The 22349-nt window shown below is 72.4% G+C and carries 21 protein-coding genes; 8 read left to right on the forward strand and 13 right to left on the reverse strand.

Translation table 11 applies throughout. From position 1 onward, the window contains the following. The first annotated feature begins 147 nt into the window (after positions 1 to 147). The 3 genes from ABD976_RS16700 (at position 148) to ABD976_RS16710 (ending at position 1536) form a co-directional block, all read left to right on the forward strand. Positions 148 to 996 carry a helix-turn-helix domain-containing protein gene (locus tag ABD976_RS16700; RefSeq protein WP_345364093.1) on the forward strand — a complete coding sequence of 283 codons (849 nt, stop codon included), beginning with the start codon at positions 148 to 150 and terminating at the stop codon, positions 994 to 996. Next, entirely contained in the window at positions 993 to 1187 is a 195-nt protein-coding gene (locus ABD976_RS16705) for a DUF397 domain-containing protein (protein ID WP_345364095.1), read from the forward strand. Before ABD976_RS16700 ends, ABD976_RS16705 begins: the two co-directional genes overlap by 4 nt. Before the next feature lie 148 nt (positions 1188 to 1335). After that, positions 1336 to 1536 carry a DUF397 domain-containing protein gene (locus ABD976_RS16710; protein ID WP_345364097.1) on the forward strand — a complete coding sequence of 67 codons (201 nt, stop codon included), beginning with the start codon at positions 1336 to 1338 and terminating at the stop codon, positions 1534 to 1536. Between the two features lie 57 nt (positions 1537 to 1593). Here the strand turns inward: ABD976_RS16710 and ABD976_RS16715 are convergent, their stop codons facing one another. The 8 genes from ABD976_RS16715 to ABD976_RS16750 form a co-directional block, all read right to left on the reverse strand. After that, positions 1594 to 2034, reverse strand: a complete 441-nt coding sequence (locus tag ABD976_RS16715; RefSeq protein WP_345364099.1) for a nitroreductase family deazaflavin-dependent oxidoreductase — start codon at positions 2032 to 2034, stop codon at positions 1594 to 1596. 148 nt (positions 2035 to 2182) lie between these two features. Next, a complete protein-coding gene (locus ABD976_RS16720) occupies positions 2183 to 3106 on the reverse strand; it encodes a WXG100-like domain-containing protein (RefSeq protein WP_345364101.1) in 924 nt (307 codons plus the stop codon). Continuing rightward, positions 3103 to 3417: a type VII secretion target gene (locus ABD976_RS16725; protein WP_345364103.1), complete on the reverse strand. Its 315-nt coding sequence runs from the start codon at positions 3415 to 3417 to the stop codon at positions 3103 to 3105. The genes ABD976_RS16720 and ABD976_RS16725 overlap by 4 nt, the downstream gene beginning before the upstream one ends. Continuing rightward, complete coding sequence (locus ABD976_RS16730) at positions 3414 to 3821, reverse strand: YbaB/EbfC family nucleoid-associated protein (RefSeq protein ID WP_345364105.1); 408 nt, start codon at positions 3819 to 3821, stop codon at positions 3414 to 3416. The genes ABD976_RS16725 and ABD976_RS16730 overlap by 4 nt, the downstream gene beginning before the upstream one ends. 240 nt (positions 3822 to 4061) lie before the next feature. Further along, on the reverse strand, positions 4062 to 4877 hold the full coding sequence (locus tag ABD976_RS16735) for an ESX secretion-associated protein EspG (RefSeq protein ID WP_345364107.1): 816 nt from the start codon (positions 4875 to 4877) through the stop codon (positions 4062 to 4064). Further along, positions 4874 to 5221, reverse strand: coding sequence for a hypothetical protein (locus ABD976_RS16740; RefSeq protein ID WP_345364109.1), 348 nt, complete (start codon positions 5219 to 5221; stop codon positions 4874 to 4876). The genes ABD976_RS16735 and ABD976_RS16740 overlap by 4 nt, the downstream gene beginning before the upstream one ends. Before the next feature lie 15 nt (positions 5222 to 5236). Then, on the reverse strand, positions 5237 to 6415 hold the full coding sequence (locus ABD976_RS16745; RefSeq protein ID WP_345364111.1) for a hypothetical protein: 1179 nt from the start codon (positions 6413 to 6415) through the stop codon (positions 5237 to 5239). Positions 6416 to 6614: 199 nt separating this feature from the next. Continuing rightward, positions 6615 to 9143 carry a LuxR C-terminal-related transcriptional regulator gene (locus ABD976_RS16750; RefSeq protein WP_345364113.1) on the reverse strand — a complete coding sequence of 843 codons (2529 nt, stop codon included), beginning with the start codon at positions 9141 to 9143 and terminating at the stop codon, positions 6615 to 6617. Between the two features lie 405 nt (positions 9144 to 9548). Between ABD976_RS16750 and ABD976_RS16755 the strand changes: the two genes are divergently transcribed. From ABD976_RS16755 to ABD976_RS16765, 3 genes are all read left to right on the forward strand, one after another. Further along, a complete protein-coding gene (locus tag ABD976_RS16755) occupies positions 9549 to 10889 on the forward strand; it encodes a dihydrolipoyl dehydrogenase family protein (protein ID WP_345364289.1) in 1341 nt (446 codons plus the stop codon). Positions 10890 to 10998: 109 nt separating this feature from the next. After that, positions 10999 to 12585 carry a radical SAM protein gene (locus ABD976_RS16760; protein ID WP_345364121.1) on the forward strand — a complete coding sequence of 529 codons (1587 nt, stop codon included), beginning with the start codon at positions 10999 to 11001 and terminating at the stop codon, positions 12583 to 12585. Further along, on the forward strand, positions 12582 to 13391 hold the full coding sequence (locus tag ABD976_RS16765) for a class I SAM-dependent methyltransferase (protein ID WP_345364123.1): 810 nt from the start codon (positions 12582 to 12584) through the stop codon (positions 13389 to 13391). Before ABD976_RS16760 ends, ABD976_RS16765 begins: the two co-directional genes overlap by 4 nt. A gap of 27 nt (positions 13392 to 13418) precedes the next feature. Here the strand turns inward: ABD976_RS16765 and ABD976_RS16770 are convergent, their stop codons facing one another. The 4 genes from ABD976_RS16770 to ABD976_RS16785 form a co-directional block, all read right to left on the reverse strand. Continuing rightward, complete coding sequence (locus ABD976_RS16770) at positions 13419 to 15539, reverse strand: HelD family protein (protein WP_345364125.1); 2121 nt, start codon at positions 15537 to 15539, stop codon at positions 13419 to 13421. A 107-nt stretch (positions 15540 to 15646) separates the two neighbouring features. Continuing rightward, a complete protein-coding gene (locus tag ABD976_RS16775) occupies positions 15647 to 16939 on the reverse strand; it encodes an MFS transporter (RefSeq protein ID WP_345364127.1) in 1293 nt (430 codons plus the stop codon). Between the two features lie 304 nt (positions 16940 to 17243). Beyond that, on the reverse strand, positions 17244 to 17879 hold the full coding sequence (locus tag ABD976_RS16780) for a hypothetical protein (protein WP_345364129.1): 636 nt from the start codon (positions 17877 to 17879) through the stop codon (positions 17244 to 17246). An 89-nt stretch (positions 17880 to 17968) separates the two neighbouring features. After that, the gene (locus ABD976_RS16785) at positions 17969 to 19552 is read right to left on the reverse strand and encodes a peptide chain release factor 3 (RefSeq protein WP_345364291.1); all 1584 of its coding nucleotides are present in this window, start codon (positions 19550 to 19552) and stop codon (positions 17969 to 17971) included. Between the two features lie 563 nt (positions 19553 to 20115). On the opposite strand from ABD976_RS16785, the gene ABD976_RS16790 reads away from it, so the two are divergent. Continuing rightward, positions 20116 to 21072, forward strand: a complete 957-nt coding sequence (locus ABD976_RS16790; RefSeq protein ID WP_345364131.1) for an ADP-ribosylglycohydrolase family protein — start codon at positions 20116 to 20118, stop codon at positions 21070 to 21072. 46 nt (positions 21073 to 21118) lie between these two features. Further along, positions 21119 to 21895 (forward strand): hypothetical protein, encoded by a 777-nt coding sequence (locus tag ABD976_RS16795; RefSeq protein ID WP_345364133.1) that lies wholly within the window; start codon positions 21119 to 21121, stop codon positions 21893 to 21895. A 35-nt stretch (positions 21896 to 21930) separates the two neighbouring features. On the opposite strand, the gene ABD976_RS16800 is transcribed toward ABD976_RS16795, so the two are convergent. Next, positions 21931 to 22320, reverse strand: coding sequence for a MerR family transcriptional regulator (locus tag ABD976_RS16800; protein WP_345364135.1), 390 nt, complete (start codon positions 22318 to 22320; stop codon positions 21931 to 21933). Positions 22321 to 22349 lie beyond the last annotated feature (29 nt).

Consider the following 22349-nt stretch of genomic DNA (forward strand, 5'->3'; position numbering starts at 1 on the left):
CTGCATCTGTGTGAACACCGGGCGCCGGTGCAGGCTGGTGTCCGGTGGTGTAACTGGTGCACACCAACTTGCACCGGCAGCACCACCGTGGGCAATACCTCGATCGGTTGGTGATTGCGAAGGAAGTCCTGGACATAAGATCGGTGCATGGCACGCACCAGTGGAGGCAGCCCCAAGGCACGGGTAGTCGGTGCTGAACTGCGCAAAGCCCGCGAAGAGGCGGGGATGGGTGTTCGGGAACTGGCGCGGAGGCTCGGTACCGACCATTCGAAGCTTTCGCGTTGCGAGGGTGGGCAAACGGCGGCGACCCCTGAGTTCGTGGCAAGTGTGCTCACAGCGCTGGGAGTCCCGGAAGTCGAGCGCGACCGAGTCGCCGCCATCGCGCGGGGCGCAGAACGAACCAATTGGCTCGCTCCTGTTGTCCCAGGCGCGCACCACGAACTGACGACGCTTATCGAGTTCGAACGCAGCGCACAGCGCATCACAGAGGTTGCGACCTTGGTGGTGCCGGGACTTCTGCAAACGGCTGACTACGCACGGGCGGTTATGGCTGGCGTACCGCTGGCTGAGCTCGAAACCCGTGTCACGCTTCGGATTGGCCGTCGTGATGTACTCAACCGCAGAGGGGCACCACAGTTTGACGTGCTCGTCATGGAACTCGGCCTGCGCAACGTGATCGGTGGCAAAGACGTCATGGCGGAGCAGTTGCGTCAGATGCAGAACATGGCGGCGCGCCCGAACATCTCGATCCGTGTGATCCCGGACAGCGAGGAGTGGAACCCTGCGCACGCGGGTTCATACCTCTTGTTCGAGTTCTCCAGTTCGGCGCCCATCGTGCATCTGGAGCACTACAGCTCAGCTGCGTTCCTGCACGAAGCTGACGACACAGAGGCTTATCACTCGGCAACGGATACCCTCCGGCAGTTGGCGTTGAACGAAGAGCAGTCGTCTGAACTCATCGCCGAGGTCGCCGAAGAGATGGAGAACAAGGAATGACCCCACAGCCCCAGGGCTGGCGCAAGTCCAGCCGTTCGCAGCAGCAGACCGCCTGCGTCGAGGTCGGCAGCACCGGTGGTGGTGCTGCGGTACGGGACACCAAGGACCGGGCCGCCGGGTACTTCACGACGACCGGCACCCAGTGGTCGGCGTTCATCGGTGCGGTGAAGGCCGGCCGGTTCCACGGCTGACCGGATCTCTGACGTGCCTCGTTCGGTGCGCAACCGGGCGGGGCACGTCGCTGCCGAACGAGTGCTGCTCGCGCGCATGTCCTGATGTCGAGGGGTGACAGCAGGCCATCATGGGATTCTGAGCATCCCACGCTGAGGAGGCGGCACCATGGCGGTACGGCGCGAACCCGGCAACTGGCGGAAGTCCAGCCGAAGCGTCAACACGAGCACCTGCGTCGAGGTCGGCAGCACCGGTGGTGGTGCCGCCGTGCGGGACACCAAGGACCGGGCCGCCGGGTACTTCACGGCGACCGGCACCCAGTGGTCGGCGTTCATCGGTGCGGTGAAGGCCGACCGGTTCCACGGCTGACCGGCGACGCGCCCCGCCCGGTCGGTTCGACCGGGCGGGGCGTCCGCGCGCCGACCGTCAGCGGGGGTCGAGCACGAAGACCGGGATCGTCCGGTCGGTCCGCTCCTGGTAGTCCGCGTAGGCGGGGAAGGCCGCGACGGCCCGTTCCCACCACCGCGCTCGCTCCGCGCCGTCGACCTCGCGCGCGACGTACTCCCTGGTGGTGGTCCCGTCCTGGAGCGAGATCTCCGGGTGGGCCTTGATGTTGTAGTACCAGGCCGGGTTCTCCGGCGTGCCGCCCTTGGACGCCACGGCGGCGTAGGCGCCGTCGTGCTCCACCCGCATGAGCGGGGTGTAGCGCAGCTTGCCGCTCCGCGCCCCGCGCAGCGTCAGCAGGACGATCGGTGTCCCGCTCACCTCGATGCCCTGCGTGGTCCCGGTTTCCAGGACTTCCTTCGTCATCTCCTGGACCCAGTTCGTCGGGCTGAACTCCACGGGTTCGGCGTGCTGGTCCACCATGAACACTCCTCCTGCGGCTCAGGACGTCGGTCGACCGATCGCTCGTCGAGCATGATCGATCGCACGACCACCAGCCTACGTGCTACCGGCCGGACGAGCGGTTCGCTCGCCTCGCGCCCGGTCCCGCTCCCCCGGGGTGCGCGTCGGGTCAGACCTCCTGCCGGGTGGTGCCGGGCTCCGCCTGGTCGGTACCGGCGCCGTCCCGCCGGTCGGCGGTGGCGTTCCGGGGCCCGGCCTCGGCGTCGGCCGCGGTCCGGCACTCCGGCCCGGCCTCCGCCGGGACGTCGCGGGTGGACGTCGTGCCGGTGTCCGTGGCGGAGGTGTCGCCCGAGTCCTGCCGGCAGCGCTCGCCGATCCGCGCGATCGTCCCGGTGAGCTCCCCGACCGCTTTCGTCGCCGCGCCCACGTGCTGCAGCAGGCCCTGCGCGCTGGCGAGCAGGTGCTGCATCGCGCCGACGATCCGCCCGCCGTACTCCGCGGCGAGCTGCACGGCCTGCGGGATCGCCGCCGCGACGCTCGCGCCGAAGGTCGCCTGGGCGGCGGCGAGGGCCTGCTGGAGGAGCGCGATGATCCGGCCGACGGCCTCGTTGACCAGCGTCGTGACCTGGTGCAGCGTCGTTGCGACCACCTCGCCCGCGCCGGTGGCCGACTCCGCCAGCGCCTGGCTCGCCTCGCCGAGACCGGTGATCCCGTCCACGAGTTCCGCGCCGGTCTTCAGGTACTCGGACGCCGCGGTACCGGACCAGCCGCTGGTCCCGGGGCCGGTCGACTGCCGGTAGGAGTCGGCGATCGAGGTGACGGCCCGCCCGGCGTCCTGGCACGCCTGCGCGCTGGTGGACACCGCGTCCGGGTTGCAGGCCAGTTGCCCGAGCGGTTCGGCGAGGAACGACACGGGCCCGACGATGAAGCCGAAGCCGGCGCTGCTGAGGGCCGACATCGGGTCGGGCGCCGCGTCCGTGGCCTCCGCACCGGTGCCGCCGTCGAGGTCGGTGGAGCGCCAGCCGCCGCTCCGCACGGCGTGCGTGGTCGCCCGCAGGTCCTCGACCAGCCGGGCGGTGGTCGGCGCGGTCACCGCGATCCCTCCCGGCGCAGGAGTGCGGCGCCGTCCTGGTCCGCGGCCTCGTAGTCCGCGGCGGTCCGGGCGAGCGCGCCGCTCACCTCGTGCACCGCGGACGACGCCTGCGCGAGGGCGTCCCCGGTCTGCGCCATCGCGCTGCCCAGCCCGGCCGCGAGGGAGTGGACGAACGTGCCGAGCGCGTCCTCGGCCAGCCCGCCCGCTGGGCCACCGGCGGCGGTGGACAGCCCACCGGCCAGTTCGGCCACGGTGCCCGCGTGCGCCCGGATCTGGGCGAGGTCGACGTGGAGTTCACCTGGCGCGTTCACCGGACCACCACCCGGGGGTTCGCGAAGTAGTCGTCCTCGTCGTCCGGGCCTTCCTCGACGCCCGCCGCCGCGGGCGTGTTCCGCTTGACGAAGTCCAGCGCGGCGCCGTCGCCGAGGTACTCGGTCATGATCTCCACGACCTGGGCGCCGATCGAGCGCTGCGCCTGCTGGGCGGTGGCCAGGATCAGCCGGGCGAGCTGCTCGGCCTCCAGCGCCCGGGCCGCCGGGGTCAGCTCGATGGCCTCCAGCGCGCCGCTGGGACCGACGCGGACGGATACCTCGCCGCGCGGTGAGGCGGCGCTGCCGCTCACCCGCCGCAGGTTCTCGTCCGCCGCCTTGGCGTTCGCGGCCGTTCGCGCGAGCTGCTCGTCGTAGCCCGCCAGCCACTGCGCTGCTGCTTCCACGATGTTCCCTCCGTAAGGACTGCTCTCAGAATGGATCTGCGTGGCGGTGCGGGTGGCGGAACCTCAGTCGCCGCCTCGCTCCGGGCGCCCTTCCTCATGTACGAGCGCGTGCACAGCGTCCGGGCGTCCTCGCGAGGCGACGCTGAGAACCCGCGGCGGCGCCGGTTGCCTGCCCCACCGCGAAGCGGCTCCGCCGCTTCCTGCAAGGACCCCTGGCTCGGAATCGGCTCCCGCGCGGATTCACCGGGGAGCCCGGGCGATCGCCGCCAGCGCGTCCAGCTCGCGCCGGAGATCCGCGCGCCGCAACGGGTTGATGCTCACCCAGCCGTCGCGGGCGCGGTCCACCCGGAGCCGCCCGAGCGGACCGTCCAACCAGGACAGCTCCGCGCCGGACCGGGTGCTCCCGGTGGCGGTCCGCCGGGTGGCGCCGAGCTGGCCCCGCCCGGTCGGCTGCGCCAGCACCCCGGTGAGCCGGTCGAGCGCGGCGGGGTCGCCGCCGCAGCGCCGGACCAGGTCCCGCAGCGACCGCGCCCCCGCCGCGTCCTCCCCGGCCTCCGCCAGCACCCGGCCCGCCTCCTCGATCACCTGCTCGGGCAGCGCGATCGGCAGCGACCGGGCCGCGTCGAGATCGGGCACGGCCGCGAGCAAGGGGTCGGCGAGCGCGTGCGCGGGCACCCGGCGGACCGACACCTCGTCGGCCGGTTCGCCGCGCAACGGCTGCTCGCAGATCAGCGCCCACGAGCGGTGGACCAACGCGACGACGGCTCGCGACCCCGACCCGCCGGTGAGCACGAGGTCGACCGTGCCGCGGTGCTCGCGCAGCGCGGTGACCAGTTCGGCGGCCGCACCGGTCGGCCCGTCGTCGTCGGCGAGCCCCCGGGCGCGCAGCGTCCGCCCCGCCACGCCGAACAGCACCTCCCGCTCCCCGGCGATCCGCCCGAAGGACGGCACCCGGAGGGGGAAGGGGAGCGGCACCCCCGCGTGCGTGGCGAGCAGGTCCAGCTCGACCGGCCCGAGTCCGGTCCCGCCGCGCTGGGCGGTGCGGGCGGTCGTCATGGGCGGTCACCCCCGGTGGCGCGCAGCTCCTCGGCGGTGCGGTCGTCGACCGCCACGTAGCCGGTGACGGTCGCGTCCAGCGCCGAGCGGAACCCGGCCAGCTCGGTGTCGGCCGCGCTGATCTCGCTGGTGAGGCCGGACCGGCCGGCGGCCTCGCGCAGGCGCATCGCCAGGTGCATCGCGGGTGGTGCGGTGCCGAGCATCGGCAGCCGTTCGGCCAGCCGGCCCGCGGAGGTCACCAGGCCGTGCATCCGCTCACCGATCCCGGTGAGCTCGGTGACGCGCGTCGCCAGGTCCTGCGGTGCGACCTGGTACCCCGGTCCGGGGTTCGCTGGAGAGTTCAAGGGTCCGCTCCCGTCTCAGAGCCCGATGACCGGCTCGCTGGCCGGCCGGTCGTCGTCGAACAGCCCGTTGTCCAGGGTGGGCAGCCGGTTCTGGTGCACCACCTCGTCCTCGTCCTCGCCCCGCCGTCCCACGCCCGGCGGCAGCATGCCGCCGCCACCGGCGCGGCCGGCGAGGCCGGCGCCCGCGCCCCGGGCGGCGAGGCCCGATCCCGCGCCCCGGGCGGGCAGGGCGGCATCCAGGAGCCCGCTGCGCCCACCGGCCGGCGGGTCGGCCGAGACCAGGTGCCCCCACGGCGTCCCCCCGCCCGCCGCCGCACCTCCGGAGACGCCCGCGGCGGTGGTTGCCGCCGGAGCGGCGGGCGTCCCGGCACCGGTCTCCGTCCCGTTCCCGACCTCGGTCGCGCGCGCTCCGGCCCCGCCCGCCGAGCTGATCGCCTGGCTGCTGCGGCGCAGGTCGTCCTCGTAGCGCTGCATCACGTGCACCGCCTCGGCCTTCTTCTCGGCGGCGGCGACGCTGGCCAGGAACAGGCTCGCGCCCCCGGCGGCCACGGCGCCGATCGCGGCCCCCATCACGGCCCCGGGACCGGCGCCGACGCCGCCCGCGCCCGCGCCGAGCACCCCGCCGATCGCGGCACCGGCACCCGCACCGGCGGCGGCGCTGGACGCGGCGAGGCCCAGCGCGTCACCCGGCGGTGGCGGCATCGTGTTGCGGGCGACGGCGAGCGCGTCCCCGGCGTCCTGGGTCGCCCGCTGGACGGTCCCGGCCCGGTCGCCGATGCCGGAGGTGCGCTGCTCCAGCGTGCCGAGGCGCTCCACGGCCAGGTCGGCGGAGGTGCTGCTCCAGCTCGCCCGCAGGGCGCCGCCCTGGTGGCGCAGCGAGTCCGCGTGCTCCACCAGCGCGGTGCTGTGCCGCTCCCATTCGGCGGCGGTGGCGCTCACGTCCCCGACGTCGGCGTTCTGCCAGAGCATCCCGTGCAGCTCTTCGTGGCTGTAGGAGTTCCAGTTCGTCCCGCCGGGAGGGATCGGCGAGCCGAAGTAGCCCTCCCACACGTTGCGCAAGGCGTCCACCACCGGCTGCACCAGCTCGCCGACGGCCCCGGCCTCGCCCAGCACCGAGGTGGCGGCGTCGGCCAGCTCCTGCACGCCGGCGGACGCGATGTCCAGCACGTCCATCGCTCCCGGATCGCTCGTCATGTCCAGCCTCTGCCTCCCGATCGGTCGGCCGGTGCACCGGTTCGGCACCGGCCGAGTGGCGGAAACGCTCTCCCGCCGCGTGGTCGGCCACCACCGGGGACGGGAGTGCGGCCGGGCTCCCCGCGACGGGGTACGGCACCAGTCCAGCAGCGGACGGCCGCGGAAACATCGGCAACATCGCCGATGTCGGCCGACCCCGCTACTCCCGGTGCTCGAACTTGAGCGCGATCTCGACGCGCGAGGAGTAGCCGAGCTTGGCGAGGGCGCGCGAGACGTGCGAGTCCACGGTCCGCACCGACACGACCAGGCGCTCGGCGACCTCCCGGTTGGTGAGGCCCTGGGCGACGAGTTCGACGACCCGGTATTCGGCGGCGGTGAGCGCGTCCCAGCCGTGCTTGGGCCTGCGGCGCGGTTCGGTCGAGCCGCGCCGCAGGCCGAAGGAGCGCATCTCCGCCTCGGCGCGCCGGATGGCGTGGGTGGCCGACAGCGCCCGGTAGGCGTCGATCGCGGCCTGGTAGGTGGTGCGCGCGCGGGCGGACCGGCCGGACGCGGCCAGGACCATCGCCGCGTCCTCGGTGGCGCGCGCGGCGAACATCGGCGACACGGTGCCCGCGAATTCCCCGGCGATGGCCAGCAGCGCGTCCGCGTCACCGTCGAGCAGGCCCTGGCAGTACGCGAGCGTGCCCCGCTCGGCGTTGGAAGCACCGCTGTTCCAGGGCTTGAGCTGCTCGACCAGGGTGGCGGCCAGCTCCCGGTCGCCGGCCCGGACCGCGACGCGGACCAGCGCGGCGCATACCCCGGCCACCGCGTGGCCGTGGTGCACCCCGACAACGCCGTCGGAGACGCTGCGCACGAGCGCCAGCGCGCGCTCCTGGTCGCCCACCGCGTCGGCGACCTGCGCGCTGCACACCACCGTGATCTGCTCGTAGAACATCGCGACCCCGCGCCCGGGGGCCTGCCCGGCGAGCTCGTCGTGGAGGCGCGCCCCCGGGATGTCCCCCCGGTGCAGCAGGATCCAGCTGGCCAGGCCGTGCAGCGGGCCGCCCAGCCCGTACTGGTCGTCCATCGCCACGGCGGCGCTGATCTCGTCCATCGCCCGCTCCCAGCGGCCATCGTTGAAGGAGGCCAGCGCGGCGATGGTGTGCAGCCAGGCGAGCAGGCCCCGGCCGATCAGCCGGGCCATCGGGCGGGCCTCCGCCACCGTGTCGAAGACGGCGGGGTCGTGCCGCAGGTCCTGGACCACCGCGCGCATCAGCCGCGACATCAGCCACTGGCCCCGGTCGTGGACCGCGACGTCGAGCAGGGCGTCCACCCGGTCGAGCAGCTCCAGCGCGCCGGTGAGGTCGCGCGTCAGGCACCGCCCGACGGCCTGGACGTTGAGCAGGTACACCTCGACGAGCGGATCGTGCGCGGCGGCGGGTGCGGCTTGCGCGATCGCCCACGAGGCGCCCTCCAGGTCCGCGGCCAGCAGGCGGGCGTAGGCGTCGACGGCGGCGAGCCGCGCGGGCAGTTCCCCGTCGCGGCGCTCCGGGTCGAGGGCCGCGGACGCCGCGGCGCCGTCCATCTCGCAGATGGCGGCCAGGGCGAGGACCGCGCGCAGCCGCTGCCGGGTGGCCGGGTCGGGGCGCGCGGCGAGGCTGGTGGTCGCGGTGAGCCGGGCGTCGTCCGCGTGCCCCGACCACAGCAACGCCTCGGCGAGTGCCGCCCGCAGCGGGTGCAGCCGCGAGTTCCCCTGCGGGAGGCGGGACACGGCCCGGTGCAGCAGCTCCACCACGTGCGGGGTGGGACGCAGGGCCAGCCCGTCGGCGTGCTCGTCGAGCCACGCCGCGGTCCACGCGTCCACCGGGGTCCGCGCGAGCTGGCCGGCGACCGCTTCGGGCGCCGCGCCGCGCGTCGCGAGCGCCCGCGCCACCGGGGCGCGCAGCCCGGCGGAGTTCGTCGCCACGTCCTGCCGCACGAGGGGATGCCGCAGCCGCACCTGGCCGGCCTCGGCCACCACCAGCCCCAGCGCGGCCAGCCGCCCGACGCCGGCCAGCACGTCCACCGGGGCCGCGCCCGCCACGTCCGCCAGCTCGTCCACCGAGGTCGGCTCGTCCAGGACGGCGGCGAAGCGCAGCAGCGCGGCGTCCCCGCCCGCCAGCTCGGTCGCCCAGGTCGCCACCGCGGTCGTCCGGTGCTCATCCGCGAGGCGGGTCAGCAGCCAGGGGTTGCCGCCCGCGCCCGCGGCGAGCTGGCGCAGCGCTTCCGGCGGGTCACCGCCGATCGACGCGGCGAGGACCGCGTGCGCGGCGTCGTCGTCCAGCGGCGGGAGGTCGTGCACGACCGCGTCGCGGTCCAGCCGCGCGAACCGTTCCGGGGACGCGCCGCGATGCCGCCCGGTGACGATCAGCAGCGCCCGCCCGGTCAGCTCGTCGGCGATCCCGTGCAGCGCGAGCAGCGTCGCGTCGTCCACCCGGTGCAGGTCGTCGATGACCACCACGGCGGGCCCGGACCAGTCCGGCGGGCGGCCGACCGACAGCGCGGTGCGCCCGCTCGGCGGGAGCACGGGGATCCGGTGCGTGCGCAGGCCCGCGTCGCGCATCGCCGCCAGGTGGGCGTCCAGCACGGCGGTGACGCCGAGGCCGGGGTCCGCGCGCACCATGACGAGCCCGCCCCGCCCCTCCCGCGCTGCCGCCGCGGCATCGGCGAGCAGGCGCAGCGACCCGCCCCGTCCTGCCAGCTCCACCATGACCTCGCGGCAGAGCGTACGCGCGGAACGCCCCGCCCGAGGCCGGTTCCGGTGAAATCCCGGGCGGCGCCGGACCGCCCGGTGCCGCCCGGCGGGGGGTCCTGGTGGCGCCACCGAGATGGCCATCTCGCAGGCCGCGTGGGTGGCGTCGGGTGCGGAGAGTCCTCGGCGCTGAATCCGGACGATCTCACGGGACGAAGCCGTCGAGGGTGAGGTCCTCCTGCCACAGCACGCTGGCCGCCATGGTCGGTGGGCTACGGGACTGCGACCGTGCCGTCCTCGGCGGCGCGACCTCGGTCGTTTCCGCGAACGCGGAGATGAGCGGAGTGGTCCAGGGCGACAATCCGGTGCGCGGAAGCTGACCTTGCGTGGTTGACTGGGAGGGTGCCCGACAGCGACGTGATCGTGCTCGGTGGCGGCGCGGCCGGTCTGGCCGCGGCGAGCACCGCCCGACGGGCGGGACTGCGGGTCGTGCTCGTGTCCGACGGCGAACCTGGTGGCGATTGCACCTTCAACGGCTGCGTGCCGTCGAAGACCTTGCTGCACGCCGCGGCGTCCGGAATGTCGTTCGGCGACGCGCTGGCCCGCGTTCGCCGCACTGTGTCTCGCGTCGCGGCCACCGAGAACGACGACATCCTGCGCCAGCAAGGCATCGAGGTGGTCCGGGGCCGTGCGCGGTTCAGCTCGGCCCGCACGGTGTCCGTCGATGGTCGCCGGATGACGGCGCGGCGGATCGTCATCGCCACCGGGGCCCGCCCGGCCGTCCCGCCGATCCCCGGGTTGGACCGCGTGCCCCTGCTGACGACCGAATCCGTGTTCGACCAGGCCGAGGCGCCTGGCTCGCTGGCCGTGCTGGGCGCGGGCGCCGTGGGATGCGAGCTCGCCCAGGCGTTCGCGCGGCTCGGCGTCGAGGTGACGGTCGTCGAGACGGAGCCGGGAGTGCTGCCCGGCCTCGACCCCGAGGCGTCCGCAGCGCTGTCCGACGCTTTGACCGAGGACGGGGTTCGGCTGCGCACGGGCACGACAGCCCGTGCGGCTGGTCGGGACGGTCGGCAGGTCCGGCTGGATCTCGACGACGGCGAGACCGTCCGCGCTGACCGGCTTCTGGTGGCCACGGGGCGCCGCCCCGACACCCACGACCTCGCGTTGAACTCGGTGGGCGTCCGTACCGACGAGCGGGATTTCGTCCTGGTCGACCGGCACATGGCCACCAGCGCACGGGGGATCTCGGCCGCTGGGGACGTCACCGGGTTGTTCCCGCACACCCACGGTGCTTACGCGATGGGGCGCATCGCCGTCACCGCTGGGCTGCGACGCACTCGCCGCCCTGCTTTCGAACCGAGCTCGATCCCGCTGGTGGTGTTCACCGAACCCGAAGTCGCCGTCGTGGGCACCGCCGAGCACGACCTCGCCGGTATCTCGGCCAGGGCGGCCTATCTGCCGATGACCGAGGTGGACCGGGCGATCACCGCGGCCGATCCGCGCGGGTTCGTCAAACTCCTCGCGGGCCCGCGCCGCCTGCTCGGCAACGTCGGAGGTGGCCGTGTGCTGGGAGCCACGATCGTGGCCGAACGAGCGGGTGAGATGATCCACGAACCCGCGCTGGCCATGCGCACCGGTATGTTCACCGGACGCCTCGCTCAGGCGGTGCATGCCTACCCGACCTGGTCACTGGCCATCCAGCAGACCGCGGCCCAGTTCGTCGGAGGCCATGCCGGACGGGTCGCGAGGACGATCCGCACCTGAGCGGTCCCGGCCGAAGCGTCCGGTGGTGAACAGTGCTGCTGCGATCAGGACCGCTTGCTGCTGAGCTGTGCGAGCAGGTCGATCACCGAGACGGAAGCGGGGCTCCAGCGTGGCGCAGCAGAAGCAGGATCGCGACGAGGTGTTCGTCGAGTACACCAAGAGCATCTGCCCGGTGTGCAAGGTCGTCGTCGACGGCCAGGTCAACATCCGCGACAACAAGGTGTACCTGCGCAAACGCTGCGCCGAACACGGATGGTTCGAGGCCCTGGTCTACGGCGACGCGCAGGCGTACCTCGACTCGGCACGGTTCAACAAGCCGGGCACGGTTCCCCTGGCATTCCAGACCGACGTCAAAGATGGCTGCCCGTCGGACTGCGGGCTGTGCCCGGAGCACAAGCAGCACGCCTGCCTGGGCATCATCGAGGTCAACACGAACTGCAACCTGGACTGCCCGATCTGCTTCGCCGACTCCGGCCACCAGCCCGACGGCTACTCGATCTCCCCGCAGCAGTGCGAGCGGATGCTCGACGTGTTCGTCGAAGCCGAGGGCGAACCCGAGGTCGTGATGTTCTCCGGCGGCGAGCCCACCATCCACAAGCACATCCTCGACTTCATCGACCTCGCCCAGAAACGGCCGATCAAGGCCGTCAACCTCAACACCAACGGCATCCGCCTGGCCACCGACAAGCGCTTCGTGCGGGCACTCGGGGAACGCAACCGCCCCGGCAAGCGGGTCAACATCTACCTGCAGTTTGACGGCTTCGACCAGCGCACCCACCTGGAGATCCGCGGCAAGGACCTCCGGGACCGCAAGCGGAAGGCACTGGACAACTGCGCCGAAGCCGGACTGACCGTCACGCTGGTCGCCGCGCTCGAACGCGGCCTCAACGAGCACGAGGTCGGCGACATCGTCCGCTTCGGCATCGACCACCCCGCCGTGCGCTCGGTGGCGTTCCAGCCGGTCACGCACTCCGGACGGCACGTCGAGTTCGACCCGTTGAACCGGCTGACCAACTCCGATGTGATCGAACTGCTGGCAGGGCAGTGCTCGGAGTGGTTCCGCACCAGCGACTTCTTCCCGGTGCCCTGCTGCTTTCCCACCTGCCGCTCGATCACCTACCTGCTGGTCGACAAGACCGGCGAGCGCACCGATGTCGTGCCCATCCCGCGGTTGATCAACCTCGATGACCACCTGGATTATGTGACCAACCGCGTCACGCCCGACCCCGGGGTCCGCGAAGCGCTGGAGAAGCTCTGGAGCGCGTCGGCCTTCATGGGAACCGAAACCACCGCCACCAAGCTGGCGACCACCGCGGCCGAGCTTGAATGCGAAGCATGCGGAATCGACTTGCCGGAAGCCGCCAAAGATATCGGCGACAAGGCATTCATGATCGTCGTGCAGGACTTCCAGGACCCCTACACGCTCAACGTCAAGCAGCTCATGAAGTGCTGCGTGGAGGAAATCACCCCCGACGGCCGGATCATCCCGTTCTGCGCTTACAACTCCGTCGGCTACCGCGAGCAAGTCCGCGCCCAGATGTCCGGCGTCGGCGTTGCCGACGTCGTCCCGAACGCGACCGAACTGCAGCCCATCGTCACCGACTCGCCCTGCGGTTCGAAGATCGCGACGCACACCGGCAACCGCGTCGTGGGGCAGGACCGCACGAACGTGGGGCAGAAGGCGGTGGAATCGTGAGCACCCCACACAGCCCGGCCGACGCCGCGCAGATCAAGAACTGCTGCGCGGCCGCGTATGCCAACGACGCGGTGGCGCTCCTGCTCGGCGAGTCCTACCACCCAGGAGGGCAAGCCCTCACCGAGCGCTTGGCCGACGCCCTCGACCTTCGGCCCGGGCAACGCGTCGTCGACGTCGCCGCGGGTCCCGGCGCCACAGCTCGGTTCCTGGCGACCCAACGTGGCGTGCACGTCGACGGAATCGAGTTCAACCAGACCACGGTCGACAAGGCGCGGGCGACCATCGAGAACGCCGGGCTCACGCCCGCGGTGCGTTTCCACGCGGGTGACGCGGAGAGAATTCCCCTCCCCGACGCCGAGTTCGACGTCGTGGTCTGCGAATGCGCGTTCTGCACGTTTCCCGACAAACGCACTGCGGCGGTCGAATTCGCGCGCGTGTTGCGACCTGGCGGTCGAGTCGGCATCACCGACATCACCATGCACCCCGAGAGTCTCCCCGCTGAACTCACCGGCCTTGCCGGTTGGGTCGCGTGCATCGCCGACGCCCGCCCCATCGACGACTACATCGCCATCCTCGCCGCCGCCGGACTGCGCACCCTCCGCGCCCAACGCCACGACGAGGCACTGCGGTCGATGATCGACATGATCGAAGCGCGGCTGAAACTCCTCCGCATGACCGCCGCCGACCAGCTCGCCGCCGCCCGGATCAACGTAGACGCCGTACTGGACTACACCCGACTCGCTGGTGAAGCCGCCGCCAACGGCACCCTCGGCTACGCGCTGATCATAGCGGAAAAGCCACGCTGACCTCCGACGGTCCGGTACTCGGACGGATCACCTCAGTGCTAGCTGAGAGCGGCCGTCTCGTTCCCCGGCGCCCTCCAGGAAGCGCGTGACGGGCCCTGCGTGGGTGAGGTGGAGCTCGTGCATGGCCCTGGTGCACGCGATGTAGAGCATGCACCGGTCGATGTCGTTGGTGTAGTTCTCGGCATCCGCGTGGGGGATGATCACGGCGTCGAACTCGAGGCCCTTGGCGATGTGCGCCGAGGTGATGACGATGCCCTCGGCGAAGGCGGTGCTGTCGTAGTCGAGGCAGGTGAGCTCGACCCCGGCCTCGGCCAACGCGCGGTGCAGCGCCTTGGCCTGGGCGACGGTCTTGCAGACGATGCCCAGGGAGCGGTGGCTGCTGTCGTGGTGCTGCTCGATCAGTGCCAGGATCCGCGCTTCCTGGTCCGGTTGGTCGGCGCAGGCGACGACCCGGGGTGGTGGCCCGTGGCGCTCGACCGGGACGAGCTTGTCGTTGCGGGAGATGTGCTGGGCGAAATCGGTGATCTCGACCGTGGAGCGGTAGCTCTTGCGCAGTTCCAGGCAATCGGCTTCCGGGAAGATGTCGTGGATGGTCGGCAGGGACGAGGAGCTGAAGGGGTTCACCGACTGGTTGGAATCGCCGAGGATCGTCATGCCGCAGGAGAAGAGTTCGCGCAGCACGGCGTACTGGATCGGGGTGTAGTCCTGCATCTCGTCGACCACGAGGTGGCGGATGTGGCGGTAGCCGTCCTGCCTGCTCGTCCTGATCATGGTGTAGATCAGCGGGAACACGTCGGCGTGCTCGATCCACTTCCGCCCTCGTGGCTTGAACAGATGACGCCGGGCCGGGTCCCGGTAGAACGCCTTGTACAGGGCGAACGCGTCCTTGTGCGGGAACAGGGCGCGGACCTGCCTGCGGACGCCGGCGGTGTCGGCCGATCCCCACTTGCCGCCCTTGTCCAGGACCCGGTGCTTGAGCGAGCGGACGGCGCGGTGGGCCACGTGATCGAGCCGGGTGAACACCGGGAGCTCCCGCGCCTCGTCGAAGGCGTCGGCGATCCATTCCGCCGACAGGCGGTGGTACTTCTGCTTGATCTCGGCGGGTGCGAAGTCCTCGTCGGCGCGCGAGGTGATCCAGGCGTCGAGCTCGGAGACGAACCCGGGTGTCGCCTTGTAGCGCACCCGCTCGGCCACCGCGTCGTCGGCGTGGTCGATGAGACCAGCGACCTGTTCGCTGAACGTCTCGTGGTCCACGAGCTTCGCGAGGAACGTGCTCGCGATGCGGTCGAAGTCGATCTCGGCGATCTGCTCCTCGCCGAGTTCGGGGAGCACGTTGGCGATGTAGTCGCCGAAGACCTTGTTCGGGGAGAGGATCATGACGTTGTCGGACGAGAGCGTGTCCTTGAAGCGGTAGAGCAGGAAGGCCACTCGGTGCAGCGCGATCGACGTCTTCCCCGAACCCGCCACGCCCTGCAGGATCAGCACCTCGGCCGTCTCGTTGCGGATGACCGCGTTCTGCTCCCGCTGGATGGTCGCCACGATGTTCTTCATCCTGTCGTCGGCGGACCGGCTCAGTTCCCGCCGCAGGACGTCGTCGCCGATGTTCAGCGCGCTCTCGATCACGTACTCCAAGCGCCCGTCCTCGATCTTGTACTGGCGCTTGCCCGTGATCTCGCCTCGGGTGGTCCCCACGGGGGTGTCGAAGAAGGCGGCCCCGGACTCGAAGTCGTAGAACAGGCTCGACACCGGCGCCCGCCAATCGTGGATCAGGACGTCCTGGGTCTCGGGGTCCGAGAAGTTGTGCACTCCGATGTAGAAGGTGCCGGGGCCCGCCTCATCGTCCGCGCGGAAGTCGACGCGGCCGAAGTACGGGGACCCCAGGAGCCGCTCGATGCGCTTGCGGCTCCGGTCGGCGTGCTCGACCGACCGGACCGACATGTCCACCTCCTGGCGGTAGCCGGCCTTCTCGGCGAAGTCCATGTCGCGCCAGTTGATCCACATGTGCTCCTTCTGCTCTTCGATGGTCCTGGCGGAGCTGTCGATGGAACCGGTGAGGCGCTCCAGCTCCGTCGCCAGCCGACGCACCGTGTCCGCCAGGTGCCGGCGCTCCTGTTCCTCGTCCTGCGTCCGCACGTCGGTCAACGCCATCTCCAGTCAGACTTCCGACGACAACTCTACCTTTACGTCAGGATAGGGTAATGGTGCGTGCGTCGGCACCGGCCCTGCACGGCGCTGCCCCGCCGGGGTGGCGGGCGCTACTCGGTTGCGGTCTGGCGGCGCGGGGGCACTGGCGGTGGCCGCCGCACGACCGCCGCCATGAGGATCACGGCCGCGGGCAGCAGGCACAGCAGGAGCAGGACGGGGCGGTAGGAGTCCGACCACGAACGCCCGAGGGCGAGCAGGAGCGGTCCGAGCGCGGAAGCCGCGACGGTGCCGGAATGCACCACTCCGCGCAGGGAGCCCAGGTGGCCGACGCCGAAGCAGCGGGGGAAGGCCACCGCTTCGAGCGTGCGGACCCCGTTGGCGCACACCCCGAGGGCGACCCCGTAGGCCAGCGCGCTCCACCCGGGTTGGACCCAGCCGGCTCCGGCGGTCGCTCCGGCCAGCATGGCCATCATGGCGATGATCAGGGCCCGGTCGCTGAAGTGGTCGGCGAGCCAGCCGAGGACGACGCTGGCGGCCAGTCCCGCGAGGGTCTGCGGGAGGAAGGTGACCGCGGCTTCGGTGGCGCTGAGCCCGCGTTCGCCGAGCACGGCCACCAAGTGGAAGGTCAGCCCCGTGGTGATCAGGCTGCACGTGCCGACCCCTGCGGTGACCATCCAGAACATGCCGGTCCGGATCGCCTCCGCCAGGGTCCAGCTCACGGCGGGTCCACCGGAGGTTGCGGAGGTGCCCTCGTCCGCCACCGCAGGTGCCACGGCGGTTCTGGGCGCGCGTGGCAGGAGCAGCAGGGCGGCCGGCAGGACGAAGGCGGCCACGGCGATGCCTTCCCAGATCCAGACCCGCTGCCAGCCGAAGTCCGCGACCAGGCCTTCCAGCAGCAAGGGCGCCATGGAGATCCCCGCCGTACCCACGGCGGCGGTGAGGCCGGTGGCGAAGCCGCGCCGGCGGTGGCCGTAGACCGCGACGGTCGTGGTCGCCACCAGGTTGAGCGCGCCCTGCCCGGCGACCCGGAGACCGATGAACGCCGCGGTGAGCCCGAACAGCCCGGTGACGGCGCTGGAGGCCAGCAGGAACACCGCGAAGGCGGCGCCGATGGCAGCCATGATGAGCCGGGGGCCGAAACGATCGATCGCGCGTCCCAGCACGGGCAGGACGAACGCCCCCGACAGCGAACCGACGAAGTAGGCGGCGGAGACCTCGGTCCGGGACAACGCCAACGACTCGATCAGCGGGTCGATGAACACCGAGAGGGCTGCCGTCTGGCCGGGTGCGGTCAGCGCCAGGGCCACCGACGCGGCGAGGACGACCCTCGCCGTGTAGCCGCGCGGGTCCGCATCCGGTGGGGCCGCGGTCCTGGTCGTCGACTGCGCGGGCGTGTGGTGCACGCGGGATTCCTCCCTGGTCGCTCGATGTTCCCGGGCCGCGCGGACGGTCGTCGCCGACTGCGACAGGTCGGCGGGTCCCGTGCCGCGCTGATCGCGCCGGGCGCCGTCGAGTGGCCGCGGCGGCCCCGGGGGTGGCACGGGACGGCGCTCACCGCGGGCCTCCCTCGTTCCCGCGCGGGATCACCGAGGACGACGGTGTCCCCGGGTGCCCACCGAAGGTACCTTCACGTGAGAGGAGGGTGGGACGGTCGTCCCGCGCCCGCGGGCGTGCGCTCGTGTCCTGCCCGGGCGGCGCGGCCTGCGCTCACCGTGCGAGGGCGGCGTGGAGCAGGTAGTGGCGACCGCGGGTGGGGCGGACGCCGGGTGTTTCGGTGCTGATCCGGTAGAGCTCGTCGAGGTCGGCGGCGGCCACGGCGGCGTCGTGCGCGGCGAGGTCGGTCCACTCGGCGTAGTTGAGCACCCGGCTGCCGTCGAGGCTGTGGTGGAAGTGCGCCGACACCGCGCCCGGCAAGCCCCCCAACCGCGCCGAGCACTCCAGGAGCGCGTCGGTGATGTGCCGCTGCCGCCCCGGGCCGTCGACGTCGAACGTCGCCGTGATCAGGCACCCCGGCGATCCGCCACCGCTGGCCGTACTGCGGTCCAGCCGGTACCGCACGGCCGACCGCAGGTCGACGCCACCCGCTTCCGGACCGCTCGTCGCCGCGTACGCGCGGTGGGCCGCCTCGTCGGTCCACTGCGCGTACGCCAGGACGGTCTCGCCGTCGCCGCTGCGGAAGCAGCTCACCGCCAGCAGGCCGTCCGGAAGCGGACCGCGTTCCACGTCGGCCAGGGTGGCCTCGGCCAGGGTGCGCTGCCGTGCCGGCGTCCCGGCGTAGACGGAACCGACCACGACCACGCCGGCATCGGACCGATCCACCCGGGGCAGCACATTCGCTCGCACCCCGCGAGCCTGCCCGGTGCCGGAGTCGAAGTGCAACGGCTTTTTTCTCCTGGGCGGGACAGCGGGAAGGCGGGCGCGTTCGCCGCGGATCACCGGGGTGGTGTTGCGTTCCCGGAGCCGACCACGGGGCGGAGTTCGAGTTCCGGATACCTCCGCAGCAGCGATCGCAGCGCCATGTCATCGGCGAACAGCGCCAGGGGAGTGCCGTCAGGCCGGTGGAGGACCTCGCTGGTGCGCGTGTCGACCACGACCCGCTGGCCGGCGTCGGCGAGGATGCGGGCCACCCGGTAGGGCAGTTGTTCCAGCCGTACCGGCGCCCGGAACTCGTTCTCCATCCGGTGCACGGCCACGTCGAACTGCATGGGCCCCACCGCGGCGAGCACGGGGGCGGCTTCCCCGCGCTTGTCGGACCGCAGCACCTGCACGACGCCTTCCTGGGACAGCTGCTCGATCCCCCGGCGGAACTGCTTGGACCGTCCTGGATCGGTGGTGCGCACCACGGCGAAGTGCTCGGGGGCGAAGCTCGGGATGCCGGGGAATTCCACCGCGGGCTTGCCCGAGTACAGGGTGTCGCCGACACCGAGGGCACTGGCGTTGACCAAGCCGACCACGTCGCCGGGATAGGCGCGTTCGAGGGTGTCGCGCTGCTGGCCGAAGACCTGCTGGGCGTACTTGGTCGCGAACGGCTTGCCCGTCGCGGCGTGCGTGGCCACCATGCCGCGTTCGAAGGTCCCGGAGCACACCCGCGCGAAGGCGACGCGATCGCGGTGCGCCGGGTCCATCCCGGTCTGCACCTTGAACACGAACGCCGAGAACGGCGCGTCCAGCGCCCGCTGCTCGCCCCGCACGTCCGGTCGGGGCGCGGGACGCGGGGCCAGCGCCACGAGCTGCTGGAGCAGGTGCCCGATGCCGAAGTTGCGGACCGCTGACCCGAACAGCACCGGCGTGGCGGTCGCGTCGAAGAAGGGCGCGTGCTCGAAGTCGCCCCCGGCGGCCGAGAGCAGCTCGGACTCCTCGACCGCACGACGCCAGTCCGGCCCGAACTCGTCGTGCGCCTGCTGCGCCGCCAACCGGTATTCGGCTGCGACGGTGGCACCACCGGCCGTGCGTTCGTAACCGACGAACTCACCGGTGCTCCGGTCGAGCACGCCCCGGAACCGGCCGGACTCGCCCACCGGCCAGGTCAACGGCATGGGGCGCAGGCCGATGCGCTGCTCGATCTCGTCGCACAGCTCCAGCGCGTCGCGCCCGGGCCGGTCCCACTTGTTGATGAAGGTGAGCACGGGGATGCCGCGGTGGCGGCAGACGTCGAAGAGCTTCAAGGTCTGCTGCTCCAGGCCCTTGGCCGCATCGAGCAGCATGACCGCGGAGTCGACGGCGGACAGGACCCGGTAGGTGTCCTCCGAGAAGTCCGCGTGCCCCGGTGTGTCGAGCAGGTTGATCACGCAGTCGTCGTAGGCGAACTGCAGGGCCGCCGAGGTGATCGAAATCCCTCGTGCGCGCTCCATCTCCAGCCAGTCCGACACCACACCGCGGCGTCCGGCCTTGCCGTGCACCGCTCCCGCCTCGGCGATGACCTTCGCGTGCAGCGCCAACGCTTCGGTCAGCGTCGATTTGCCCGCGTCGGGATGGCTGATCACCGCGAACGTGCGACGCCGCCGGGCTTCCCGCAGGGCCGGTCCGCCGTGCTCCCGGGTCCGCGCCCCGGCGTTGGTCGTACCAGGAACGCCCGGCCGGGCCGCGGGGGAGACCTGTTCCGTCACGCCGCTTCCCTCCCACATGCAGACTCTACCCTCACGTTACAGAAAGGTGCGCCGGTCGGAGCGGGCGCCTGGCGAACCCCGGTCGCGTCGGCGGCCCGCGGAGTCCACCAGACTCAACGCTTACGTTAGTGTAGGTTTGTTCCCGGCTGGCGGAGACGTGGCCGGAGCGGATCACCCAGCGCCGGATGCGGAGCTCGATGCCACGAGCCGATCCGATCGCCCGCAGGTCCCTCCGGTCGGTGGCCGGAGGGTTTCCGACCGCGCCGCAGGTGCGGCCGTTCGAGAGGAGTTGACGGACGCTTGTTGGCGAGTGCCGACCACCCACGCACGAGCCGCGGCCCGGTGGCGCTCCAGCCGCCCGCCCCCGGCTGCACCGAGGAGGCGCCGCCCCGGTCCGAACGCGGGCGCACCCGCGTCGGCACACCGGCCCGGCCACCGCTCCGCCTCGCCGCCCCGGCATCCGAGGGCCTGTCGTGACCGTGCCGCGGCCCTCCGCCAACACCACCGCCCAAGCGCGCGGAACCCTGCTCGGCGCGGCGCTCGGCGACGCGCTCGGCGCACGATTCGAAGGCGAGGACGTCGTGGGCGGACCGAGCCTGGTAGCCCACGACCGGGCCGCGGAACCGCTGCGCTACACCGACGACACCGCCCAGACCATCGTGCTCGCCCGCCACCTGGTCCAGCGGCGGGACCGGGCCCCGGTGGACGAGGACGCGCTGGCCACCGATCTCGCCCGCGCGTGGCAGGCGGAACCCTGGCGCGGCTATGGAGCGGGCAGCCGCCAGGTCCTCGAACTGGTCGCCGCAGGAGTCCCGTGGCCGGAAGCCACCCGGGCCTGCTTCGGGGGACACGGCTCCTACGGCAACGGCGCCGCGATGCGCGTGGCCGCTCTGGCGCTGATCGCGACCAGCCTCACCCACGCGGCCCAGCTCGCCGACCGGACCGCGAAGGTCACCCACGCCCACCAGCACGGACGGGAGGGCGCCGAGCTGCAAGCGTGCGCGGTGTTCCTCGCGCTGCACAGCGATCCCGTGCGGCCCCTCGACCGCGACCACTACCTCGACGAACTCAGCCGGGCACTGCCGAGCACGAGCTGGCACGGCCGGATCGACCAGATCCGCGCGATGCCGCCGACCGCCTCGCCGAGCTACGCGGCCTCGCTCCTGGGCAACGACGCCACGGCGATCCGCTCGGTGCCCATGGCCCTCCACTCCTTCCTCCGATATCCCGACCATCCCGCCGAAGCCATCCGGTACGCGATCAGGGCAGGCGGTGACACCGACACCATCGCCTCGATGGCCGGGGCTCTCGCCGGGGCCCGCACCGGTATCCACGGCCTGCCCGTCACCTGGCTGGAACGCCTGGAGAACGCCGACCGCATCCGCGCCCTCGCCGACCGGCTCGCACCCCGCATCCCGCGCACGCGGTGACCGGTGCGTCGGCATGCCGCCTCGTCCCGCACCGGAAAGGGTCGCCATGCAGGCCGATACCCCGAAACCGCTGTCGGCCCCCACCCTCGGGCTCCGCCCCGAGCAGGACGCGCTGGTGCGGGCGGTCGGGACCCTGTTGCCGGGCACCGCCCAGCACGCGCCCGCGCCCCTGCGCCTCGGCGAAGGCAGCTCCGCCGTCCTCCTGCACGCCTACGACCGCGCGAGCCTCGCCGCCCGGGACGAACTGATCACGATGCTCGAGACCGAGCACGTCACCGTCGAGACGCTCGCGCCCGAACCCGCGCTGGGCACGCTCACCCGGCACGTGCAGCCGAGCGTGGTGATCGCGGCCAGCGGGAACCTGACCACCGCGGCCGAGCGCTGCGGAGCCCTGTGGTCGGCGCCGGTCGTCGTGGCCGACCTCGCCTGCGACCAAGCGGCGCCGCTGGACCTGGTGATGCGGCCCAGGCCGGTGGTGTGCGTGCGGTTCCCCGGCCTGGCCCCCGACATCGTGACCCGCCAGTTGCGCCTCGAAGGCCCGCTGAGCTGGTCGCGCCATCCCGGTACGGCGCAGCACCGGAGCACCGGAGTGGTGGTCGAGCCGACCGGGGCCGGACTGGCGCTGACGCACGACCCGCGATCCCCGGCCCAGGGCCACTACCGGACGCACAACCCGGTGGTCCTCGGGCTGCGGAGGATCACCGCCGGCGAGGTCGACGGACGTCCCCAGCTGTTCCGCCCCGGTGTCGTGCTGCTCCAGCTCGCGGCACGGCCCCTGTACCGGCTCCACGCCGCATCACCACCGAGGCGGCGCGAGCGGTGAGGCCGACCGAGTGGCGTCACCGGGGCGGTGCGCGATCAGGCGGGCAGGCGCGATCGCAGTGCCGCCACACCGTCCTCGGCCGCTGCCACCTCGCCCCGCAGCCGTCGGCACCGATCCTCGACCCGGTCGGCGAATTCCTGCAGCCGGCGTCTCCCGGCCGCGCCCAAGCAGCCTCCGCCGACGCGGTGGCCGGCCGCGGCGTCGAGGAGGTCGAGCAGTTCCCGCATCTCCTCCAGCGGCAGGTTCAGCGGCTTCATCCGCTGCACGGTGCCGAGCCGGTCGATGTCGGGTTCGGTGTAGAGGCGGAAGCCGCCCTGGCTGCGGGCGCTGGGCACGACGAGCCCGACCTCGTCGTAGTAGCGGATCGTGCGCAGGGACAGCCCCGTGCGTTCGGCCACCTCACCGATCTGCATCCGCCTGGCCACAGGCCGGGTCCTTTCGCCGACGACTCGGC

The sequence above is a fragment of the Saccharopolyspora cebuensis genome, from assembly GCF_039542665.1.
GTDB lineage: Bacteria > Actinomycetota > Actinomycetes > Mycobacteriales > Pseudonocardiaceae > Saccharopolyspora > Saccharopolyspora cebuensis.